The organism is Paenibacillus sp. VTT E-133280 (assembly GCF_002264385.1).
GTDB classification, from domain to species: Bacteria; Bacillota; Bacilli; order Paenibacillales; family Paenibacillaceae; genus Paenibacillus_AQ; species Paenibacillus_AQ nitricinens.
The window spans coordinates 18,346-42,221 of sequence record NZ_NFUX01000003.1 but is presented as its reverse complement, the minus strand read 5'-3'; the positions used below and the strand labels follow the sequence as shown (position 1 = coordinate 42,221).

Genomic DNA, 23,876 nt, shown 5'->3' with positions numbered 1-23,876 from the left:
GAGTTCCCCCTCCCTTAAACCGTTACTCGTTCAAATACGTCGTCGCCCGGTTTTGAATCAGCTTGGCGACCTCATCGGCTGACTTCTGACCGCTGAAGAAGGCGGGCGATTCATCTCCGATCATTCGCACGACTTTTCCGTCAATCCGCGTGAAATACCCCGCAGACCGCATGAACTGTTCGTACTGGGCGAACTGCTCAGCGGAAACTTGCGGCTTTTTTCCGCTTGGAAGCTTATAGGTACCAGCGTTCACCTGCTTCTGAACGTCCCTCAGTTCGTTCTCGTTTACCGAGTCCAACATCGAGAATCCGTAATCTTCCCTTTCCTTCATCGATTGCACTTCCTCAGACAACAGGAATGAGATGAATTTCCAAGCCTCATCCTTCACCGGAGAATTGTCCCTAATCGCAAGCTGAACGCTAGGGGCGAGCCTCGTACCCACCGTTCCGGCTTGCGGCTTCCCGATCAGCTTCGGATTCGCGAAATAATAGTGAATTTCATCGATCAAATTGCCTGGTGAACTCAACACGGTAGAGTAAAACAACTGGCGGCCGACTTCGGCCGGCTCGGCGGTCGCGATGCCGTCGTCGTACATCTTCTTGACCTGCTGCATGGCAGCGACGAATTTTGGGGAGTCGAAGGAAGCTTTTTTCCCCGAGACGTCCACAAAATTGGCATAGCCGTCGACGACGATTTCCCACAGTATCAAATCCGGCGGTTCGTTAGCCAAAGCGTAGCGTCGGTCCATGCCGCTTTCGCTCTCTTTACACATCAAGCCCTTCGCGACCTCGGCGAATTCGGCCCACGTCCACCGGCTGTCGTCGATACTCTCGTCGGCCAGTAGATTTCCGTCGCCAATAAACCCTCTCATGAAGTACCCGAGCGGTATGGCGTATAAGTCACCGTCCGTCTTAAATACTTTGAGCTTTGCTTGCAGGTCGACACCACTCAGCGACGTGTCTTGTTTCAACAACTCGTTCATATTTGCGATAAGCTTTTTGCTTGCATATGATTCGAACGGCAGCTCTGCCACTTCGAGAATGTCCGCTCCCTTGCCCGATAACAGCTCCGTATTCGTCGTTTTCGTATACTTCTCGTAATCTCCGGGCTTCCAGTCTTCTTCCGCTTTTTTCACGGCTTGAATTTGCAGGTCGATGTCCGGGTATTTCTCTTCGAATCTTTTTTCCGCCGCTTCAAAGAAGGAACTCGACTCCCGTACCGAAAAATTCACGACGGTTTTTCCTTCTGCCGAGACGGGTTTTCCCTGATCGTTCGTCCCGGACTCGCTTCCCGAATTACTACAGGCGGCCGTCGCAAGCATAGCCATCCCCATCGCCAACATCCCCAGCTTGTTACTCTTCATTTTGATCATTTGATTTTCTCCTCCTATTTTCTCGTTGATATGATTTCTTATTGCAGTCGAACTCGGTTCCCGTCTTCAAGAGGTTCACTACTTTCCAGAATAATTGAATCCTCCACATAGAGGACATCCGATTGAATCATCGTTTCTTTCTCGTTCTTTTCACTGGAATGAATACGAACTTTCTTAGCGACAAAAACATTGCCTAATGCCCCCCGCTGCTCGTCAACTTTATAGACAAACAAACCTTCGCGATCCTCATGAATAGCTTCTTTGGATAGGAGTAATCCCTCTTGGAGTGATCGTTTCTCGAATTTGACCCGAGCCTGTTCACCCCCTTTAAGTTCTAGATCAACGACTTTGATTCTCAAAGCCTTTTGAGGAATGGTTTGTGTCTTCCCCGAATCATTACTAGAAGAGCTATCAATACGTGACTCTGAATTCACAATTTCTTCGATGGAGCCACTTATGGTCTGGGCCTCTTGTCCATGGCTCATATCGACATCGACCTCTACCTTTTCTCCAGCAGAAATCCCTAAACTAGATAAATGTGCAGAATCCATAATAATATCCAATCTGTAACCCTGACTGCTGTTCGATACAATAACTTCCGGTTCTCCCAATGAAGTTAATCCTTCAACGGCATTCAGTTTTGAAATTAATCCATCAAACGGAGAAAATAGTTGTTTTTCGCTTGTTAGATGATTTTTTAATCCGCTGATCTTATTTTCCTGGGCTAAGATATCTAACTTACCTTTTTCGATATCACGTCTTGCATTTCGAATTTTGAATTCATCCTCTTCCAGCGCGGACTGGATGTACTGGTCTTGTCTATTCTGTTGATCAATTTTCAGCTTTTCCAAATTAGTTATTTCATCTTTCAATTCTTGCTCAGCCGTTTTGCTCTCATAGATAATAAGCTTTTGTCCCTTTTCTACACGCTGACCTTCTTTCACAAGAATTTGTTGCACCTTCAGTCCGGTTGTATTCGAAAGCTTAGCTTCAGCGAGTGGATGCAATATCCCACTAGCTTCAATCGTAAGTAACAGATTACCCTTTGTTGGTTTTTCAGTTCTTACTTTCGGCAACGTCAAAGACTGTATAGTGTTACTGAATACTGTGAAAAACAATAACAATCCCATAAAAACCATGAAGACGACTTGAATATTTCGTTTACGTCTACGATCAGTCGGCTCTATACCTAACTCCATATCCCGTCATTCTCCTCCAATCAACCTTTGATACCAGACAATTGAATGCCTTCAATAAAATACGATTCCGCATATAAAAATAGCATCACCATTGGAGCCATGTATAGTATGGATGCAGCAAAAGCAATGCCCCGCTCTTCTTCATTGATCCTCGATAAAAACACTGACAAGGGCTGCTTAAACGGATCTTCTAGAAAGATTAGCGGCTGCTCCACCATATTCCAATAATCAACGAACAATAATATAACGAGTGCTGCCAGACCTGGCTTAATCATCGGAATAATAATCTTGTAAAAAATCAAAAAATGTCCTGCACCATCCATTTTGCTCGCTTCGATATACGCGTAAGGTATATCCAGCATGAATTGTCTGAGCATAAAAACACCAAACGCTGCGAAAATTCCTGGTAATATAATCGCATATGAACTATCTAATATGCCTAGCTTATCCGCCATAATATAGTTCGGTACCAGCGTCACTTGGAAAGGCATAAGCATCGTTAGGACATAGATAAGAAACAAAGGATCTCGCCCCCGGAATTTCAGCTTAGAGAAAGCATAGGCAGCGAGTGCTGCTACCAATGTTTGTCCTGCAATGATGGGTACAACCAAGAATACTGAGTTCCAGAACATCGTCAGATATTTAGGGTTGTCTAGGAAAACCTTAGCATACTGCTCCAAGGACACTTGATCCGGCAGTAATTTTAAATTCACAAAGATAGCTTCTCTCCCTTCAATTACTTCGTTCATCTGCCCGATAGATCCATAATTGATCTCAATTTCTTTCTCTGTCATAAGCGAATTTGTGAATGTGATCACAATCGGGAATAATAATATGATAGCAATAACAGCCATGACGAGTGTTAATGCCCCTTTTCGTAACACTTTGACAACTGGCACAACCTTTTCACCCCTATTCCATGAATTGTCGATGCCTCCGCTCAATTGCAAACAATCCCAACACGATCAATAAAATACAACCAAACATTAAGGTCGCCGCGGCAGTCAGCTTCTGTACATCGAGTGTCATGAACATATTGTTCATATAATGCTGCAGTATGTAAATGCTGTCATGCGGATAATCACCTGCGATCAAATACGTTTCACGAAACACTTTAAATGAATTAATGATCGACATGATGACCACAAAAAACATCGAAGAGGTTAGATAGACCAGTGTAATACTGCGAAACTGGCGTAAGGGTCCAGCACCTTCAATTTGAGCCGTTTCATAATAATCCTTAGGAATTTGCTGCAATCCCGCTAAGAATAGAATCACGTTATAGCCTATGTTCTTCCATAAATAAACAACAATGATTACATTTCTAGCTGCATCCGTCTTCATCCAATCCACACGTTCGATACCGAAGTTGTTCAGCCAGGCGTTAAGCGAGCCATTCCAATCGAAAAGTATCTGCCAGATCAGAATGATAGAGACGACAGGTACGACAAGCGGCAACACATAGCCAGTCCTAAGCCAATTCCGAAAATATGTATTTTTATTCAATAACATCGCTAATCCTAACGATAGTACAAGAATTAGCGGAACACTTATCGCGCTAAAATAAAATGTATTGGACGCTGCTTTACGGAAGGAATCGCTCTTTAATAACTCTCGGTAATTATCAAACCCTACAAAATGGCCCTCTATCGTGCTGTCCATAAAAGAATAGAATACGCCCATTACAAACGGTATAAGGTAAAACATCGCAAATCCGATACCGCTTGGTGCAAGGAACATCATTGCCGCTGAGATATCCTTACGGAGCCATTTCTTTATACTTGGGTTTATCATCCTTTCAGTAACCTCCTTCATGCACTTAGAATAAGAAAAACTTCTTAAAAACAAGTACGGTATATATTAAGTATTTCTTAAATTTCAAAGTGTGAAGTCTCTGCGATCACAAAAAAACCGTTGATAGATTTATCAACGGATGATTCATTGCTTCCTAATTCTTCGAGTATAACTCCACAGCCTGCGTATCCTTAATTGGATTTGAATATTTCTCTAACGTTATCGTTAATGGCTGAGGATAGTTCTTCGCTTCCGCGCCAAAATTATATCCAAACTCGTTCACGGCTGACCCATCCTTAGAAGTCGTATAGCTGCTGAAGCTGTTTGTGGAAGGTTCTCTATGATGTACCTTCCCTTTTGCGTCAGTAAAAGTCTCAGCAAGTCTAGTAGAGCGTTCTAAATATTGAGCATTCTCAATATTACGTCTTAGGAGGATTTCTCCTTCCTCTACGTTATTCTCTGGAGTTGGCGTGACTAACTCAAGTCCAGTTCCGGGCGCTTGAATAAGCTGATACTTGTTTAGATCCACGACAATTTTCATCTGGTCCTTTTCGACTGCCGAAATCCCAAAAGTCTTCAACGACACTGAATCTGGCTGACTGCCCTTACTATGTTTGAACACTAACGTGAACTTGGAGTTGTCCGAATAGATTTCGGAATTGTCAGCGTTGATGGTATCCGGGTAATACAACTTATCAGTGATGTCCCCTTTTTTACTAATCAGCACAGGATTAATCAATTGGAAAATCTGTTTATCATTATTCTGATCATACTCCAGATCTACATAGGTGCTTAGCGGAGTATACTGAACTCCAGTGACTTTAATCTTTTGTCCATCCACGGTCAGCGTTCCTTCTGTATTCAGAATCCGTTCTTGTGCTTTGAGCATGTCAGGATCAAGCTCGAAAGCAACATCAAGGCTAGTCCGATACTTATTAGTACTGGATAGGAGTGCCTTATCTGAAGTTTCGGTAAGAATTATATTATAGTTTACTTTCTTAGGATATTTAATTGCTGGTGAAAGATTAGTGGAGTATATAAAATCCATAGACTGTCCAGGTTGAATTCGGCTTTCACTAGCGAGCATACTTAATGATGCACCTTTGTGAAGTGACGACTCCTTTATCCCTTCAAATTGAAGTCCAAAATCAGCGTGTATAACTACTTCGTCTGTATTGTTCTGAACACTGTATAGGACATACACCTTCCGTCCATCGGTAACGGCACCTGTCACATCTATTCGGTATCCCTTGTTTACCGCACTCTGACCTACAGGCATCACGAGATTCTGTTCAAGAGCACTGGCAAGTGCAGAATCTAATCTGGAGAATGTGCGATAAGCTTTGAAATCATTCGTAAGCTTAGTGCTAGCCGATTGTACTGAAGGTTGCAGCATTTCCTTATCCGGTAATCCGATTGTTGAATATGTAAATAGAAATGCAACTGCTGCAGCTGCAATCACGCCCATTCCTGTAGTATAGATCCGTCGCTTTTCTCGTTTTTTCCCCTCCGTAATTCCCTTTCTCATAGCGTTGTAGATTTTCATCTCCTGCATCGTTTCGACATTCTGTTGTACTTCATCAATGTTCTTACGAAGCATCCATTCTTCTTTTTCTGTCATTCCGTTCACCTCCAATATTACTATAGATAGCTCCGAAGCTGTTTGAGTCCCTCTCGCAGCCAAGTCTTAATGGTACCTTCTGGTCGTTTTAGCACTTTGGCAATTTCGATAGTGGTCATGTCATGGTAATATTTAAGCGTTACGACATGCCGATACTTAGGCTTTATCCGATTCATCGCACGCTCTAGATCAATTCGATCATTACTTTTCATTTCCCGAGCCGCTTTCTCAATGATCTTTTCCGTAGGCACCACACGTTTTTTACGCCGAAGCTCATCCATACAGCAATTGATCGTTATTCGAATAAGCCAAGGTGTGAAGGACTGCTCATCCTTTAATTTTTTGCGTTTCATCCATGCTCTGCATGACGCTTCTTGGATCACTTCCAGCGTATCAGCCTCTGTTCGCAGATAACTATAGGCTATGGCATACATTTTTCGATGCTCCACATATAAACGACTAAAAAAAGCCTCTTCATCCATTTGCGCAAAATCTACCATTCTGATCTCATCCATTGTGTTTTCCACCTTCCACCACCCCCTCTGTCTTTATTCAGGAAGGAACATCCCCCTCATATCATATAAGTAAGACGGAGTTGACCGTAAAAACGATTGATTTTTTTCAAATTTATTTGTTATGTTGTAAAATAGTAACGTTATGTATATCCTTGAAAGCATTTTTGTGAAAGAAGGTGAATCGGTGCTAAAAGCTGACAGACAGGCATACATCCTGAAAAAAGTAGAGACGGAAGGCCGCGTTGTTGTCCAAGAATTAACACAAGAATTAAATGTAACCGAAGATACCATTCGAAAAGACTTACAAAGCCTGTCGAAGATGGGACTTCTCAAGCGAATTCATGGGGGAGCCCATAGCCTTATCAGCGACATGAAGGATTTCAATTCACGTGTAGAATTAAATAGCCAGACCAAAACGGAGTTAGCGAAACGAGCTTGCACTCTTATTGAGAATTCTAAGGTTATCTTTATTGATGGCGGATCTACGAATCTAAAAGTAGCTGAGAACATCCCAGAGTTTTTTGATGGAAGAATTATTACCAATTCCCCTTCGATTGCGTTATCGCTGTGCCGGTTGTCAAAAGCAAGTGTAACCTTGTTAGGTGGCGATCTTGATAAAAAGAACCAAGTTTTATTCGGAGCCTCAACACTTAGAGCGATTCAGCAAATTCATTTGGATTTAACCATCCTTGGCGTATCCACGCTGGATTCCAAAGTGGGCATAACCGTTCCCTCTTATGAAGAATCCATTATTAAGAATCAACTTTTTGAACAGTCCTCTATGGTTATCGCTATAGCTACGAAAGAGAAGCTGGAGAAAATATCAACTTTCTTTGTAGCCAATGTATCCTCATTAGACTATTTAATCACTGAAAATACAGTAGATCATAAGATTATTGATACCTATCAAAGACTTGGCGTTAACGTGGTTACAGTATAGACTATTCCTAATAATGCACAAAAAAAAGATGAACACCATTGAAGATTGTGCTCATCTTTTACAAATAACCAGAAACGTCACTCAGGTAAATTGTATTACCAGTCTTAACCGATTCTTCAACCGCCAGCATCGCTCGCAGGGTAGCCAACCCATCCTCAATCGTCGCCCCTACACCGGGCTTATGATGCAAAACAGAATCTGCGAAACCTTCAATCTGTAATCTATAAAAATGACCATCTGCTCCGAGCAGTCTGTGATAGCTGTTATCACTAGCTTTAAAAATTTCTACATCACTTGATTTTAGAGTCCAAGGATTATAAGTCTTGCCCATTACAGATCCAAACTCCCCATAAATTTGAAATCCTTCATGCCAATCCATCCGAACCGCAATGGTCAAATCCAATTGGGCTACAAAGCCACTTTCGAACTCCGCAGTAATAAACCAGCAATAAGCACCGAACTTTTGTGTATTCCACGCCTTAACACTTACAATATTCCCACCTAGATATCTTGCGGTATCAAACAAATGGCTTCCATGACCTAACATATAATAACGTTCCTTATTCGCTTTTGGATCTCCAGCCGGTCTCTTCATTTTGTTACCGGAGATGATTACTGGCTGAACATTCTCGGTGACCGTATATCGATAGGTGGAATCACAATACCAAGCTTTTAGGCCAATAATCTCACCCATTTCATGATCAACAAATTCTTTTGCAGCCACTATACCAGGGTCAAATCTCTTCATATTTCCCACTTGCACTCTGAGATCCGTATGATCCACAAGTTCTTTTAATTCCTCCGCTTCTTCGATCGATACACCCAAAGGTTTTTCTACCAAGACATGTTTCCCTGCTCGTACGGCTTGTTTTGCAGCCTCCACATGAAATTGATCCGCTATTCCGATAACTACAGCATCAACGTTAGGGTCTGCCAGCATTTGCTCATAGTCCGTATAAACCTTATCCGGTTCATATATAGCATTCATTCTTTGGAGTAAATATTCATCCACATCACAGATCGCATATAGATTAGCATTACGTGATCTTTTAATGGAATCAAAATGAGCCGCCTGAGAAATCTGACCACAGCCTAGCACCCCAATATTCAACAATTTCGTTTCCTTATTCATATATTTAGTCCCCCTATTCTACCTAAGGTAATTCAAAGCATGCTTTACGTCATCTACCTCTAACCCATGCATAATAACGGGCCCTTCATAAGTCTTACTTAATTCATTTAGATATTCTCTTAAAGGCAAGTTCCCTTTCCCCACAGCTGCAAAAATGATCTTCTCTTCGGTGACTAAAGCATCTTTGCAATGGGCAATGGCTATGTAATCCTTCAGCGCGGTTAACGTTTTTTCGATTTTACCAAGGAGATCTTTATGATCCTTTGGAGTTACAAGATTTGCCGCATCGTACAGAAGCTTAAGATAAGGTGTATCCAGATTTCTCAGTAGTCTTAAAGCATCCTCTGCCGTACTCACCACATTGGCTTGTTCGGGTTCAAATACTAAAGTCACTTGATTGGCTTCGGCAATTTCAAGCATCCAGGCAAGACTATCATGCAATAGTGACCATGCTCTCTCTGTATGATTCTCCGGATGAGGACTCCAAAAATCTTCTTGATTCAAACTTCCTGTAGAAATAGAAACAAACGGCACCGCTAATGCTGCTGCAGCTTCAACTACATTGTTAAAACATTGCTGGTTCTCGGCTTTCTTCCCTTCATTCAGCTCCAGCGCATTAAAAGTCCCTGAGATCACAGCAATGCTAACCCCACTGTTCATGGTTGCTTCTTTGATTTGAAGGATGATCTCCTGAGTAATTTCTTTAGGTAAGCTCGCCAACCCTACGTTAGCAAAATTGAATTGAACCGTACTCATCCCTTGGGCTTTGATTTTGTGTAAGGCGGTCTCCAGATCATCGTTCAAATATATTTTCGAGAAAATTCCCAGCTTCACAAGTTACACCTCCTTCACCCCTTCTTCAATCTATCATACACTCAAAAACAATTACAAACAATAAAAATCAATTAGTTTAATTAAGTGAAAAATAACAAAAAAATTAAAAAAGTGCTGGCAATCAAGCCAACACTTCATAATCAATTATCGATTTCGATTAATCATATAGTTCAATAAATGCTTTAGAAAAGCAATATTACGAGGAATCTCCTTCAATGCTTCCATGGCGAGACAGTAGTGCTCCCACATCTCTTTTCGCGCACCATCTGCCCCAAGGATCGATACAAATGTCGAATTGTTATTCTCCACATCCTGACCGATCGGCTTGCCTAATAAATGATGATCCCCTTCCAAATCAAGCAAATCATCTTTAATCTGAAAAGCAATTCCCGCATGGTAGGCAAATTTTTTCAGAGACTGAATTTCTGACCCCTGCACCTGAGCAAGAATAGCTGGCATCACTAGTGAAGCTTCAAAGGCAATTCCAGTCTTATAGAAACAAATCATATTTAATTGCTCTAGTGTCAGCGTTTGTCCCTTAGAATTCAAATCCATCGCCTGCCCCATACAAGTATCTCCTGCTTTTTGGGCTGAATATTGCATTAAGGCAAGCACAGCTTTAGCATCAAAAGAATGAAGTGACGCCTGTTCCTCGATCGACTTCTGAATCAAAAACAGACCGGTTAATTCCGCCGTGGAGCTATTGTACACTTCGTGCAGCGTTGCACGACCTCTTCGGGTTGAGGCATTATCCTGGGACGGAAGATCATCGAAGATTAGGGAAGCCGTATGCATATATTCCAAAGATCGAAGAAGCGGTACAATTGCCGATTCATCAAGACCATATTCGTTAACGCCCATGACCCATGTTAATATAGGCCTTATGCGCTTGCCATCTCCTTCTAGACTATAGTTAGCCGCATCAATAAGCAGTTCTTTCATGGCTGGTGTCTCGTCTGGCTTGAATATCAGCAATTGGTTATTGACTTGATCACGGACCTTTTGAATCGTTTCTCGAAACTCCACTTTTTCCTTCTTACTGTTTTTTAAATTCAAAAGCAACTGGTCCCGAAGTAGTTTATCAAAAAAATCCACATCGTCCGCTTTCTGCACCAACTGCTGTACAAGTCGATTAAATTCTGGTTGACCCGAAGCGAAGATCTCCATGATCTCTTTATACTTTTCAATACCTACACGTTCTTTACAGCGCTTGAGACCATTGATGGCTCGATCTAATATGACCTCACGGGTTTTAGGATCAGATTGATACACCGTGTGTATTAAATGGGAGATGACCGTCCAGTATAGTTCAAAAGGGTTGATCAGATCTGAACGTTGACCACGGTATTTTAAATAATATGTATAGGGAGTTACCGCTCCCATTTCCATATCATCAAACATATCCGCAAAATCATCCGCGAGCTGATTGTAAAGCCCATAGAAGAAAGTACGTTGATCAAATCCGTCATCGGTTGGAGCACTAATTACGGATCGGACAATTAAACGGGAAGAAGAGGATTTTAAAATGATGGGTATAAAAAGTTCTTCATTACTGTATTCAGGGTTAGATAGATTCTTCATACGATCCAACTCCTGGGAATGAAAAAACACAAAGGACTGCTCGAAGAATGTATTCTGCATTTCTGGCCGCTGATATCCCCTAATATACTCAAAAGCCTCCTTGAGCTCCGAATGTACAAATCGAAGGAACGGTATATTCTCTCCGGACCATTCACCCAATTCCGGCACAACTCTATTAAGGATCGCCATGCGTATCATTTGAGAATATTGTTCTTTCTCAGGGTCGGTTAAGACACTGGAATCAAGAAGATCATCAATAAATGGATAAGTTAAGCCATACGAATAACCAAGCCTAATTGCTTCACCAATTCTTGCGGCCCGCTCCACAGCCGATACTTTATCATCCATCTCTTCCATCACATGAAGAATTACTCCTATGATGATCTTTATCAATTTGCGCTGCGCTTGCTCAGGATTCATTTCCTTCGGAAGATGTGCTGACACCTGCTTAAGTTTGTCTATCACCCAAATCGTAGCAGTTTCAACGCCTTCCTTCTGAGCCCAACGATAAATCCCCGTAAAACTCATAAAATCTGACTGATCCCCCGAATTGGACGAACCCGGATGAATCATCTGATTTCTAATGTCGGCAACCATACGCTTAATTCGGATTTGTGTGTTCGGTGCATCCAAAGCTTGCCCCAGATCTCTCATATAAAGATAAGAAACGCTTCGATCCAAATAATCTTCCAATTTACCGGTTTGATTCAGCCATCCTAGATATCTATGGTAATCCTTAGAATCAGGTTTCCTTTTTCCTCTAGATAAAAAGGACAACCATGAACGACGATGAATGTGATTCTTCTTCCACAACCGAAAATCTTCAGTTAAGGTAGTCACGTAAGTTTTTTCTTTGAACTGTTCACGAAGAGATGTAAAATACTGAGCTGCCTTCCGCTCAGCGATCGGGTATGCTGTATCCGCGTGATCTGTAAATTCTTCATTCATAGGTGATGACCTCAACTTCTCTTTTTGTTAACATGACCCATTAGGAAATCAGAATTTCTTCCTGAATGAAATGTTCATCAGTTAATACGGTCAAAACGCTCTTCGGTTACGAAAAAGAAGCCTGACTCATCAAGCTTCTTTCAATTTTTCTATACACAAATTATTCTATTTTGATTTATCTGTATTATGCTCCTTTACTTGGATGTCCAGCGATAGAGCTGCTCCTAATTCCTTTTGAACATAAGCTAGATCTGTGATCTGCTCAATATGATATATACCTCCCGGAAATGGTGAATCATACAGTAGCTTTGAGACTGCTGCAGTCACTTTTGCCGTAACGATGGATTGATTTTTCCCTTGCAGCAAAAGATCAGCAAACATGGGCTTCCCCTCACGATTTGTTCCACGAGCCTCAACCTTGATCGCGAACCGGTCACTACCTAAATGGAACCTCTCCATGGCGCGAACAATTGACCTATTCACCCCGCCTGTCTTCAGTAAACGAACGGCTTTTGTTATTTTAACTAATGCCAGTATTTTGGTAACAACGGCCGAATCTAGACAGAAACGTGTGGAGATGGACGATGCTTTGAGCGTTCGGGCAAGTGTCTGTTGATCTGAGAAGGGGAAACGATACGCATAATGACTCTTTAAATTATCGCCAAAATGATACGATTTGCGGTCAGTGAAACTCTCCACCTCTACTAGACGATTATCCTGCTTCACTTCGAACGTTTCTCCTAAACTATTCACCGTCCATTCGATCGCTGCCTTCCCATGAGAATCACCAAGTCCGAGCATAATTGCGATTTCGATTTCTTCCGTTTGTTCTATCTGTCTTTCAGCTTCAAGTGCCATAAGATTGGTAATACCGGGTGCAAGCCCTACACTAAGAACAGCACTAGACCCATGTTGTGCAGCCAGCTCACGATATGCCTCAATTTGAGATAAAAACGGACCGCTCGCAGATACATCTACATAATGCGTTCCACTGCGAAAGCAAGCTTTTACAAAATCCGTATTCGTTTGATCCAAACACATAATAACTAGTTTCACTCGATCTAGTAAATGTGCAGGTAACGGCTTATTGATATCTAACTGCAACGGCTTAACTTTACCGTGTGTTGATTGACTGAACTGCTCTGCTTTTTCAAGACTTCTCCCGGCAGCAAATACTTTACCTGGGTACTTCTTCTCTAATATTTCACATATCGTACGCCCTACATGTCCATAACCACCAACGACAACAATATCTTCTTTTTCCTGCATTTTATCACCGCATCCTATATAATAGAGTTAATTAATAATCATTCTCAATTATACGGATTTCGCTTTCGTTCACTATCCCACAAATGTGGGGGTTCGTTATACTACATTCATGACTAGAGGTCTGCCCAATGAACACTAATAAACATTTCAGTCAAATAAAGAAACGAATCATTAAGCTAGGAATGGTTACTGATTCATCACATCACTACCGTACTTCCTTGCTGTCTCTTTTACGTGAAGCTGTTCCTTTTGATGCTGCTTGCTGTACTCATGTTGATCCACAGACATTGCTTTCTACGGGTGCAGTTACGGAAGATCATGTGGAGTCCATTCATCCCCACTTGTTCCAGAATGAATATGGTGAGGAGGATGTGAACAGCTATGAGCAAATGGTTAATCACAAACTTCTTGTCGCTACATTATACGAAGCAACCGAGCAGCAACCCGAGCGAAGCGCTAGATATCGAAAGGTTTTGAATCCAGCAGGTTTTGGGGATGAACTACGTGCAGTGCTAATTCTTGGAGAAGCATGTTGGGGGTATTTGACGTTGTACAGGAAAGCGGAGCAATCAAAGTTCTTACCAGAAGAATATGACTGGATCGCCTCGCTCATCCCTCTCATTGCCACCAGAATACGTGCTTTCAGTCTTGAGCTTCCTGAGCGAGATGAGACTTGGCTTGATAATCATTATGGTTCCGGCATTGCTGTTCTATCTGATCAATTTGCTCTTCTCTCCTCCAATCCCACAGCGGATCGCTGGTTAGATAAACTTCGATCATTGGAAAAGATCGATGCTCATATCCTGCCACGGCCAATCCGTGCGGTTAGCACGCAAGCGCTCAACAGCCCCTCCGAATCAACGGGTCCTGCTAAGGTATGTATCCGTACGAATGAGGGTCCGTATTTAGTCATTCGGGCAAGCCGTCTTCACGCTTCCGACGGTCAGTTCCAGTGTGCTATTTCATTCGAACCCGCACGTCCAGCTGACATGCTTCCAATCATTGCTGAAGCATATCGTTTGACGGAACGCGAGCAGCAGCTATTACACGGTGTAATTCGCGGATTATCCACTAAAGAATTGGCTTCTGCTTTACATATTTCCGCATACACCGTTCAGGATCATTTAAAGTCTATTTTCAACAAGTCAGGAGTTAGTAGCCGTAGAGAACTTATTTGGTATTTGCATTCACGCTACAATATTATAGAAGCCTAGGCTGCTAAACTTTAGTCCAATGGCTGACTGACAAGCATATGATATAAACCATAGATACTACAGCTATTTAACACTTGAGATGAACATTATTTTTCAGAGAGCAAAATAAAAAAGTACCCTCTCTATCCGTTTAGATGAACGACCGGAGTGGGAACTTTTAAATGAAAACCTTATGCTCTGATCAAGTTACATAACGTTATTACTTCGTATCTATAGATATAGATAACGTCCCATTAGATTCAACTAAAGAAATTTTGGCGTTATCCGTCTGCCATACCTTACGAAAGTTTGTATCTTCGCCATCTTTTTCCGTATCTGTGGTGTTCTCTTCACTGTTAGTGGCAGGCTCTCCAAGCTGTTGCGTAATCTCTTCTGTTAATTCTTCCCTGCTAGCTTGTTCAAAATGAATAGTCTCTCCAATCACTTTTCCAGAGTCATCGTAGGAGACCTGAAGAGTTGCCTCGTGATTCACAATCTTCTCATCATATTCCCGTGATATAAGGGTAGCCTTCGTACCTTCATTATTAGGTGCTCCTTCGCCGAGTAATTGGACAACTTCAGCATCCTCTTTTCCAATCAGTGTGGCTAATGAGTCAAGCTTATAGCTGCTCTCAGCTCCACTTGGTGCAGTAGTTGGAGGTGGAAGCTGAGATTTATCTGGTACTGGTTTTGAGCATGCACCAAGGGCAAAGGCCATAAGCAGTAACAAACAAGTTTGCTTTAATTTCTTCATGGGTTTCATTCCCTTCCTTGCTAGCTATTGATGTATTTTTCACAATTTATTCAACGATTATGTATGGATGGAGCAAATTCCACACAAAAAAAGACGATATCCCATGAAGTCAACTGACTTTGAGACACCGTCCTACATCATGAAACTATTCATTAAAGAGAAACTGAGGCTTGGCCGACCCAATTCACTAATTGAGCTATGTCCACGGTATCCCCTTTACGCAGTTTCAGTGTTTTTCTCTCCTGGGGGCCTTCAAATATCCCTTCTGGAAACACGAGCTCATTCGTATTAAAAATAACAAAGCTTACCGCATCTTTCGAAGTTGAAATAGCTGCTGCGTACTTACCATTTTTCAAAAAATGAGGCTTCTTATACTGAATTCGTTCCTGTACATCTGGGATTGCTTGGTGAACAACCTCTCGAAGATTAGTAGATAACTCCACCTGCCATGGTTCTTTTAACCCTTCAATAAAATCGATGACTTCCTGATTCATTATTCATCTCTCCTTTATGTACATAACAGTTAAAATTTTAGCATGTTTTCTACTACCATTTATTTCTTGCTCATTAAGTCAAAACCCTTCTGCGTGATTGTTAATTTCCACTAGCTACAAAATAAGAAAAAAAGGGAAAAGTTCCGAAGAACTCTTCCCTCAGGCTATCGTTAATGGATCGTTAGATTAAAACCACTCTGAATATAATTCAGGTTCGGGTTAGCAATATTCGTTGTTGTTAGGTTGTTAAACGTTGCTGAACCATTCCCTGTGTAGGTGTAGATGGCCGAACCCTGATGTGGCCCGGAAAAACGTGAAGTGGTAATTCCATCCAAGCCGGTACCATTAATATTGATGTTGTTGAATACGATATTCTCAAATCCACCACCATAACCGAACTGAATCGCATCGCGTTGTGTATTGATGATATCGATGTTGGTGAAGGTCACGTTCTTGATGGCATCATTTGAAGCTTCCAAATCAATAGCTCCACGCTCTCCACCATACAGATCTTTACTTGTACCACTTGTAATAATCGTAGTATCGGAGAAAACAATGCCCGCATTATTCTGGAAATGGTAGCCAGGGAACACGGTGTTCATCCGTATACCAGAACCACCTACAGTGTCAATGATGTAGTTGTGATCAGCCTTATGACCACCGCCTCCAAAGAATGCTATAGCTGCTGCACGCCAGTTATTCTCAATGGTGTTATACGAGAACGTATTATTCACACCTGCCGGAGCACCATTCGTATTACTGGTCCATACTGCAAGACCATCGTCACCATTATTACGTACATTGGTGTTTCGAACAATGGAATTGCTAGTGCCTTGGGAGTAGTTGATGCCATCGGCTAGATTGTTCCGAATCCGGCTGTTTTCAACCACAAGCCCACTGGCATAGATAGCAGGTGTATGTGCATAGTCGCCTACCCACATACCACATTCAAAGTGTTCTACCCAGACATCATGGATGATTGAATTGGTTCCGAAGTTATCCATAAATCCTTTGTAAATCGCATTTTGCCCATACCGGGATCGCAAATTCGAATTCATATACACATTACTAAAATCTAGCTTGCCGCTAATACGGAGTGAAATACCGCCACCTGCCGCATTAGGGTTGGTAAACTGGATGTTCGTATGCCAGATACCAGCACCCGTAACCGTAAAGTTGTTGATCATATTGCTGGCAGAACCGATTTCCCACATGCTGCTAAGATTGAATGTTCCGGCAGGAATATACATGCTCTTCCCGCTAGCAACTGCTGCATTCACCGTTGCTTTAAAGGCTGCAAGATCGTCTTGACCATCATTAGGTACTGCACCATAATCTGTCACCGACACGGAGTTAGCCGGACGAGCGACTGCCGTAGGAACGGGTTCGATTTCGAGGAAATCAACACCATATTCCAGGCTATCACCATTGTTCTTCTGTATCCGTATGTTATCTCCAGGTTGCAGAGGGGTATCTAATTTCCAGTGTACTTCATCAAATCGGAAGAGTGGACGCCCAGCACTAGGAGCATCACCAGGCATATCGCCTGAGAAATACTGCCAGCTGTAATAGGATGTTAACGATACCGTTTTGACTTTTACTCCATTAACATATACGTCAAGTGAACCATTCAATCCCATACCATCCGATGAGTCAGGCATCGTAAATCTCATAGTCACACCCGCGCCGCCTTGCCCCTGTCTGACCGTCCATCCTATGTTCGATCCATTCGAAGGAAGGGCTACATAACGCTGACCAGACGCTTCTGAAGCAGTTAGGGCTTGATCAAACGTAGGTGCAGTTTTTAGTATAGCCCCCCCGCCGAGAGTAGCATCTTCAGTATCATACCGACTATAAGGCATGCTTGCACCACGTAAAGCATACACAACCAGATTAGTCGTGCTTACATTGTTTGCTTGCTTAGCTGTTACTTCATTCGCATCCACTTCCAAGGTAGTGGTTACAGTGTAATTGCCGTTGACAGCTGTCCATGTCCCTGGAATCGTGACGTTAATGGAAGCACCTGAAGCTAGGGTCCCGGTATAAGATCCATTAAAGGTTTGGATCGTGGAGCCTGCTGAGTTCTTAAGGGCTACTGTAATACCATGAGCACCGCTTGCAGATGCAATAGTCCCTTGATTCTTAAGATTTACATTAAAAGCTACTGTACTATTAGCAACTGGATTACTTGGGGTCCATGAAACTACACCCACTAAGTCAGAGCTGGATACTGGTGCGATAACAAGCGATGTGGGATTCGAATAGCTGTTATTCCCTTCGTTCTGCTCGAAAATCAAATTGCTCTCATCTACTTTAGCGCTCAGAGCATAGGTCGCTGCGGCTTTGGCTCCAGCATTTAATGTCATTGAGGCTGTTGTCGAAGCGCCTGCAGCTAGTAAACCTACTGGAGCAGAACCGACTAGCTCATTGTTTAAGTAGAAATTTACAGTTGTTGCTCCGGAGCTAGCATTTCCATTATTCTTAACCACTGCATTTAAAGTAATTGCACTTGTCTCGACCGGAGATGCAGGTGACCAAGACATTCCCGTTATCATTAGATCAGGATTTGCCCCAGGTGATCCGAATACTTGAAACTCCGCAATTTGCCCCGCTGGAGCGCCAGAGTTCGAAGTAATATTCAACTGCAGACGTTTAACCGTTGCCGTAACCGGTATAGTTACTGTATTGCCTGAAGCTGGATTAAATGTATACGATTGAGCCGATACCAAATTACCGAAGGTAGTCGTGTCTTGATTGTGACCGAGTACTTGAATCGTTTGCGTGCGAGTGCTCCAAGCAGAAGATGGATTCAGCTTCAATACGATTGACGTAATGTTGTGGTTCGCGCCTAAGTCGAGCGTAAGCGAGCTTGGATTGCTGCCACCTTCCCAGTACGTACTTGTGTCGTTATCATTCGCATTTGTTGCTACGAACGTTTGTGTACTGGAAGAAGCGTTAATCGTCTTGCCGACAGCAATATTACTCCCAGGAGCAGGTGTCGGTGTGACCGCCGGTGTTGGTGTCGGCGTTGCTGTTGGTGTGACTGTTGGCGTTGGTGTTGGCGTTGGCGTTGGTGTTGGTGTTGCCGACGGTGTTGGTGTGGCTGTCGGTGTCGGAGTAGGTGTTGCAGGAGGTGTTGTTGTCGTCGACGCTACTGTGATTTGGTCAAGATTAACGTTACCAGAATCACCAGCATCATATTTATATGCGATGGTGTTGTTACCCGCATTCAGATTAAGAACTTCCACTTTAGTGCTCCATGAATCCCAATTTGCCAGGTTAGATAGGGAGGTCTGACTAGTTTTGGTACCATTGACATAAATGCTGATTGTCTTTGCACTGCCACTTGCATTAGCGTATTTCAATGTCACCTCACGACTACCTGCTGCTGGCACGTTAACCGTGAATGTCGTTGTTGCACCTTGTGTCAAATATCCATCCACGAAGCCCGTACCGGAGTATCCGGCATGATCTGTGTTCACTTTAGCTCCTCCAGATAGTGAAGCAGATTCAGCTTCATAAGTGCCGGAAGGCGTTGGAGTTGGAGTAGGACCACTAGTGCCGTAAATCTCGAATTCGGACAGCTGCGCTGCCGGCCAGACGGTGTTGTTCGTTACATTCAGACGAACGTAACGCGTACTGGTTGAGGCAAAGTCGATTGTAACACTGTTACCTAGCACTGAGGGGTTAAATTCATAACTCGCAGACCCTACAATGTTAGTAAACGTTGAACCGTTGGTGCTACCTTGAACGGCCAGTGTTTGCGTCCGTGTCTCCCAACCCGCAGGGAGCTTAAGAACGATTTGATCAATATTCGTATTTGTCCCTAAATCGACCTGAATCCATTGCGGAAATGCATTATTTGTACTTTCCCAATACGTGCTTTGATTACTGTCTTTAACATTATCAGGACTATACGTTTGAGATTGACCGCTCGCTGTTACATTTTTGCCGAGTGCCAGGTTTGGTCCTCCGGAGGCAGAAACAAAATTAAACGGACCCGCAGCCAAGAATATACTTGAAATCAGCATGGATACTACTAGGGACCATACAACATACTTGTTACGCATTTTAATGTTAATCCTCCTCAAATATGTTAGATTCTCAGTAATACACGAACCTATCAGAGTGCCCGAATGATAGCGTTTACAAATAAAGTCATCTCAGAGCACATTAAACAGAACCACACCCTCCCTTCGCTTTCAGACACTTTCATTATAGAGAAGTGAGCCTACAGCTATAAGATGTAATTCTACGGAAAAGGTAAGTGATACCATTATCACAAAACTATGCGATTTACGGAATCTATGACATCCGCAATTGGTTTCTTGATTCACTCAAAATCAAGAATGCGATATGTAAAAAATACTTATACTTAGGGCTACGAAAATCTGCCTTCGTCTACCGTATCGTCATAGAATTGGCTCTTTGTTTTACTATTCTTTTTAAACTTTCGGAAATGATAACCACATGAGCCGATTTCATTTTGTTTTTTCGTGAAAGATTCGCCAACTACATTAAAATCCTCAACATTACAGACGTTGTCATGATAGTAATCGCCTGCCCCTTTTTCAAAAAGTCTGAACCCGCTTTTTTGAGCGGTTCTGAATGAAGCTGGATTATCAAGCGCTACACTTGCGGTAATGTATTCCAGTGATAATGCTTCAAGTAAATAATCTGACGCTGCCGCGCCCGCTTCCGATGCATATCCCATTTTGGTGTATAGACTTTTCATATACCACCCCATATGCACTTCATAGGAGATCTTTGATGGGTGAACTGAGATGACACCGATTACGTCGCCAGAATATTTTAAGCATATAGCAAATAAATTGCCACGTTCAGGATGTTGATCATCGATAATAAGGCCTTTGTCTTTCACACTTTGAAAGAATGCTAACATTATTTTAATAAAATCAATCGATACGTCACCTTGAAAAAATGGGTGTTTCATGACCTGCTCGTCGTTTTTCATTTCAAATAGCGCCTCTGTATCTTGTTCTATAAGGTCGCGGAGAATCAGCCTTTTGGTTTCAATGTACATTTCATCACCTTTATTCATCATTATTCTGTATATAAATTTTCATCATGAACATCCGATTAATGCAAGTTAAATCATACTTAAAACAAAAATTAAACTAAATAAAAAGACTATCGACAAGTAGAATGTCGACAGCCTGAGCGCCTGTTTTATCAGGCTACTTCTTTTTTTGCAGAAGGTGCATTTAATAAAACTACCCCTCCTACGATTAAAACGATTCCGGCAAACATAAGAATACCAAATGGATCTCCCCACACGACAATGCCCACAATCGCAGTTAGAACAGTACCTACACCCGACCAAATCGCATAAGCTAAGCTTAACGGTAATTCTCTAAGACTTATGGACAAACTATAAAAAGCTATGACAAAGCCAATAATAACCCCGATAGAAGGCAGTAATTGCGTGAAGCCTTCAGACAGTTTCAACATAGTTGTCCCTACGACTTCGCTAGCAATTGCTATACTTAGAGCTATATATCCTACATTTTTTTTCATGCTGCACCCTCCAAATTCTAATGAGCCCCACCAGAGAGCTTCATAACAATTACGCCACCAATGATGAGTAGTAAACCTAATAATTTCTTACGGTTAAAGCTCTCTTTATAAATGAGTACGCCAATTAAGGCTGTCAAAGCTGTACCTACCCCTGACCAAATCGCATAAGCTGTCCCTAATGGAATGGTTTTAAGCGCTAAAGAAAGACTATAAAAAGCGAAACCCATTCCAAGGATGACTCCAATGGAAGGAAGTACCTTTTTAAATCCGTTAGATACTTTTAGCATGGAGCTACCAAATACCTCAAAGATGATCGCTGCTGCAAGCAATACATATGAATTCAAAGATAACCTCTCCTTACTCTGTCATATTTATTAATTTTCGAATGACTTTCTCGCGTAATTCATCATCCAACGCCCCTAATCCGAACATTTCAGAATACCATAAGCCATCTGCTGCCAACCTAACAATAGTAGAAACTACAGGATCAATGCCGTCGTTCTCTATGTTTTGTTGCCATTTGGCATATTGATTTTGAAATTTCTGAAGGATATCCGGATTTGTAAAAAGAGCAGCTGTAAGCGCTGTGCTTATCTCTCCGCCTTCCATACTATCTTCACTCATTACCTCCGTAAATGCTCGGCTCCACTTCCCTTTTTCAACCGTTGCATTCATAGCCCTGTCTTGCAGAGTGGTAAAAAAATCATTTGTTAACTCTTCCACCATCCCTGTTATCAAAGCTTCTTTATTGGGAAAATGGTGCAGTAATCCGCCTTTACTGACTCCAGCTTCTTTAGCCACAGCTTCAAGCGTAAGCTTCTCCACTCCGTTATTTTTCACAATCGTGGATGCAGCGATTAAAATAGTTTTACGTTTAGAATTACTGTTCACGTTGATCACCTCTGTTATTTACTATACCGTCTGGACGGTTTTGTGTCAAATTAAAAATAGCCTGATCATTCAGGCTTATTTCACAAGTATTAGATTAAATCTTTAATATACCAAGCATCACAGGCGAAATGCTCCGAGCCTGCTAAGGGGGCGGGTAAAAGCTTGAATCCATTTTTCGTATAAAAACGGTTAGCTCCATGCATGTTCTGTAATGTCTCTAAATAACATTTGCTATAATGAAGCTTAGCAAAATCCAGAGCCGTATGTAAGAGTTCGGAAGATATCCCACTACCTCTAACGGACTGAGATAGGTACATTTTTTGCAACTCACATATGTTCCCCTCATTCCCGAAAGGTGCAATTCCGCAGCCTCCTAATACTTCCCCGTCCTTTTCAACAATCCAATAAGCCCGATTCTCGCTTTGATTGTAATATTCATATAAATGACTTAAGCTGTCATCTTCCCACGCAAGCCCTGCTCTGTTCCCGCCAAACTCAATCAGGCAGTTCCTAATGATCTGTTCAATTGTGCGATTATCGTTCATATGTATGCGTCTGATGTTCATCTTTAAATTTCCTCCAAGCCGTTCTGATTCATTCGTGATTATACATTATTCTGATTCTAACACATTTAAAAGAAGATCCAATAATTCTGATGTTTGGACACCTTCCACATTGCTAAGTATAATAACTGCTGTTCCCTTAGAAATATCCCTATAGATAAACGATGAAAATCCATTGATCGCTCCGCCATGTGCGTAAATCAAGCCTTCTGCATCATTTATTCCCCATCCCAATCCATAGCCATTTTTCTCCGAGGTACGCATTGCCCTCCATGAACCAGCATTAATAACTTTTCCTTCTTCAAGCCCTTGGATCCATTTATACAAATCATTCGTTGTAGAATAGATTCCCCCTGCTGCATAAGGTACTGTCATGTCAATATCCATTGCCGGGTACCTTTCGGTAGCTTCCCAATATCCTGAGGCAATATCATCTGTAATTCTATCTTTTTTTAAGTATCCAGATCTCCCCATCCCTAATGGCGACATGATATGATCCTCGATAAACTGACTATAAGATTGGCCACTTACATTTTCAATAACAGCCCCAAGTAGTATATATCCTGAATTACTATAAGCGAATTGGCTTCCGGGTTCGAATTCCAATGGTTTATTTAAGAATTTAGCGATATTCTCTGAGACACTTACCGGGATATCCATCGTGCTTATGAAATCTGGAAATGCTGTTAAGTTCGGAATTCCTGCGGTATGGGTTAATAATTGGTAGAGCGTAACATTTTCATAAGGATAATCTTCAATATACTTTTGAACAGAATCATTAATATTAAGTTTACCCATTTCTTGTAATTGCATGATCGCTGCAGCTGTAAATGCTTTTGTCAAAGAGCCGATTTGGAATACTGTATCTGATCCGTTTAATTGCATGGTCTCTGAGTTGGCCATATTATATCCTTTTGCAATCTTAACCTTGTTATCCTCGACGAGTAATATAGAACCTGAGAACATATTTTCTTCCATAATTTTATCAACTTTTTGTTCAAAGCTTAAAGTCTGCACCACAGGTTCTTCTTGAATCACTACCATATTTTCATCTGGATGAGAATCTACATTACTTATAGTTGAAGAAGAACATGACGAGAGTACAAAAATCAGACAGACGAATAGTAACTTCAATGAGAACCGATTCATAAATAACACACCCTTCATCCCAAATAAAATAATGGTCCAAGCTCTTAATAAGATTGTAAGCTTAAAACACTTCTTATAATAGGCTTTCT

The 23,876-nt window shown here is 41.9% G+C and carries 21 protein-coding genes; 2 read left to right on the top strand and 19 right to left on the bottom strand.

Translation table 11 applies throughout. From position 1 onward, the window contains the following. Positions 1-22 precede the first annotated feature (22 nt). The 6 genes from CA600_RS02165 to CA600_RS02140 all read right to left on the bottom strand — a co-directional run bounded on the left by CA600_RS02165 (position 23) and on the right by CA600_RS02140 (position 6,501). Positions 23-1,372 (bottom strand): ABC transporter substrate-binding protein, encoded by a 1,350-nt coding sequence (locus tag CA600_RS02165; protein WP_256989686.1) that lies wholly within the window; start codon positions 1,370-1,372, stop codon positions 23-25. Positions 1,373-1,410: 38 nt separating this feature from the next. Beyond that, the gene (locus tag CA600_RS02160; RefSeq protein ID WP_094868701.1) at positions 1,411-2,571 is read right to left on the bottom strand and encodes an efflux RND transporter periplasmic adaptor subunit; all 1,161 of its coding nucleotides are present in this window, start codon (positions 2,569-2,571) and stop codon (positions 1,411-1,413) included. Between the two features lie 20 nt (positions 2,572-2,591). Beyond that, the gene (locus CA600_RS02155) at positions 2,592-3,425 is read right to left on the bottom strand and encodes a carbohydrate ABC transporter permease (RefSeq protein WP_179281498.1); all 834 of its coding nucleotides are present in this window, start codon (positions 3,423-3,425) and stop codon (positions 2,592-2,594) included. Between the two features lie 58 nt (positions 3,426-3,483). Further along, on the bottom strand, positions 3,484-4,365 hold the full coding sequence (locus CA600_RS02150; RefSeq protein WP_179281494.1) for a carbohydrate ABC transporter permease: 882 nt from the start codon (positions 4,363-4,365) through the stop codon (positions 3,484-3,486). A gap of 154 nt (positions 4,366-4,519) precedes the next feature. After that, entirely contained in the window at positions 4,520-5,986 is a 1,467-nt protein-coding gene (locus CA600_RS02145; protein ID WP_094868699.1) for a DUF4179 domain-containing protein, read from the bottom strand. A 20-nt stretch (positions 5,987-6,006) separates the two neighbouring features. After that, positions 6,007-6,501, bottom strand: a complete 495-nt coding sequence (locus CA600_RS02140) for an RNA polymerase sigma factor (RefSeq protein WP_094868698.1) — start codon at positions 6,499-6,501, stop codon at positions 6,007-6,009. A 184-nt stretch (positions 6,502-6,685) separates the two neighbouring features. On the opposite strand from CA600_RS02140, the gene CA600_RS02135 reads away from it, so the two are divergent. Next, positions 6,686-7,441 carry a DeoR/GlpR family DNA-binding transcription regulator gene (locus CA600_RS02135; protein ID WP_094868697.1) on the top strand — a complete coding sequence of 252 codons (756 nt, stop codon included), beginning with the start codon at positions 6,686-6,688 and terminating at the stop codon, positions 7,439-7,441. 58 nt (positions 7,442-7,499) lie between these two features. Here CA600_RS02135 and CA600_RS02130 read toward each other — a convergent pair whose 3' ends face one another. The 4 genes from CA600_RS02130 to CA600_RS02115 form a co-directional block, all read right to left on the bottom strand. Continuing rightward, a complete protein-coding gene (locus CA600_RS02130; RefSeq protein ID WP_094868696.1) occupies positions 7,500-8,573 on the bottom strand; it encodes a Gfo/Idh/MocA family protein in 1,074 nt (357 codons plus the stop codon). 18 nt (positions 8,574-8,591) lie between these two features. Next, a complete protein-coding gene (locus CA600_RS02125) occupies positions 8,592-9,407 on the bottom strand; it encodes a sugar phosphate isomerase/epimerase family protein (RefSeq protein ID WP_094868695.1) in 816 nt (271 codons plus the stop codon). A 144-nt stretch (positions 9,408-9,551) separates the two neighbouring features. After that, the gene (locus tag CA600_RS02120; protein WP_094868694.1) at positions 9,552-11,936 is read right to left on the bottom strand and encodes a polyprenyl synthetase family protein; all 2,385 of its coding nucleotides are present in this window, start codon (positions 11,934-11,936) and stop codon (positions 9,552-9,554) included. Between the two features lie 165 nt (positions 11,937-12,101). Further along, complete coding sequence (locus CA600_RS02115) at positions 12,102-13,205, bottom strand: saccharopine dehydrogenase family protein (RefSeq protein ID WP_094868693.1); 1,104 nt, start codon at positions 13,203-13,205, stop codon at positions 12,102-12,104. Positions 13,206-13,333: 128 nt separating this feature from the next. Here CA600_RS02115 and CA600_RS02110 point away from each other — a divergent pair, with 128 nt between their 5' ends. Continuing rightward, on the top strand, positions 13,334-14,419 hold the full coding sequence (locus tag CA600_RS02110; RefSeq protein WP_094868692.1) for a helix-turn-helix transcriptional regulator: 1,086 nt from the start codon (positions 13,334-13,336) through the stop codon (positions 14,417-14,419). A 199-nt stretch (positions 14,420-14,618) separates the two neighbouring features. On the opposite strand, the gene CA600_RS02105 is transcribed toward CA600_RS02110, so the two are convergent. The 9 genes from CA600_RS02105 to CA600_RS02065 all read right to left on the bottom strand — a co-directional run bounded on the left by CA600_RS02105 (position 14,619) and on the right by CA600_RS02065 (position 23,787). Beyond that, positions 14,619-15,152, bottom strand: coding sequence for a hypothetical protein (locus tag CA600_RS02105; RefSeq protein ID WP_094868691.1), 534 nt, complete (start codon positions 15,150-15,152; stop codon positions 14,619-14,621). Between the two features lie 152 nt (positions 15,153-15,304). Beyond that, on the bottom strand, positions 15,305-15,646 hold the full coding sequence (locus CA600_RS02100) for a DUF1801 domain-containing protein (RefSeq protein WP_094868690.1): 342 nt from the start codon (positions 15,644-15,646) through the stop codon (positions 15,305-15,307). Between the two features lie 170 nt (positions 15,647-15,816). Beyond that, positions 15,817-19,716, bottom strand: a complete 3,900-nt coding sequence (locus CA600_RS02095) for a discoidin domain-containing protein (RefSeq protein WP_094868689.1) — start codon at positions 19,714-19,716, stop codon at positions 15,817-15,819. Between the two features lie 311 nt (positions 19,717-20,027). Beyond that, positions 20,028-20,690: a GNAT family N-acetyltransferase gene (locus CA600_RS02090; RefSeq protein ID WP_179281493.1), complete on the bottom strand. Its 663-nt coding sequence runs from the start codon at positions 20,688-20,690 to the stop codon at positions 20,028-20,030. A gap of 149 nt (positions 20,691-20,839) precedes the next feature. Then, positions 20,840-21,184, bottom strand: a complete 345-nt coding sequence (locus CA600_RS02085) for a DMT family transporter (RefSeq protein ID WP_094868687.1) — start codon at positions 21,182-21,184, stop codon at positions 20,840-20,842. Between the two features lie 17 nt (positions 21,185-21,201). Next, positions 21,202-21,528 carry a DMT family transporter gene (locus tag CA600_RS02080; protein ID WP_094868686.1) on the bottom strand — a complete coding sequence of 109 codons (327 nt, stop codon included), beginning with the start codon at positions 21,526-21,528 and terminating at the stop codon, positions 21,202-21,204. A 13-nt stretch (positions 21,529-21,541) separates the two neighbouring features. Beyond that, positions 21,542-22,075, bottom strand: coding sequence for a TetR/AcrR family transcriptional regulator (locus CA600_RS02075; protein WP_094868685.1), 534 nt, complete (start codon positions 22,073-22,075; stop codon positions 21,542-21,544). An 89-nt stretch (positions 22,076-22,164) separates the two neighbouring features. Further along, positions 22,165-22,641: a GNAT family N-acetyltransferase gene (locus CA600_RS02070; RefSeq protein WP_094868684.1), complete on the bottom strand. Its 477-nt coding sequence runs from the start codon at positions 22,639-22,641 to the stop codon at positions 22,165-22,167. Positions 22,642-22,686: 45 nt separating this feature from the next. Beyond that, positions 22,687-23,787 (bottom strand): serine hydrolase domain-containing protein, encoded by a 1,101-nt coding sequence (locus tag CA600_RS02065; RefSeq protein ID WP_179281492.1) that lies wholly within the window; start codon positions 23,785-23,787, stop codon positions 22,687-22,689. Positions 23,788-23,876: the final 89 nt, after the last annotated feature.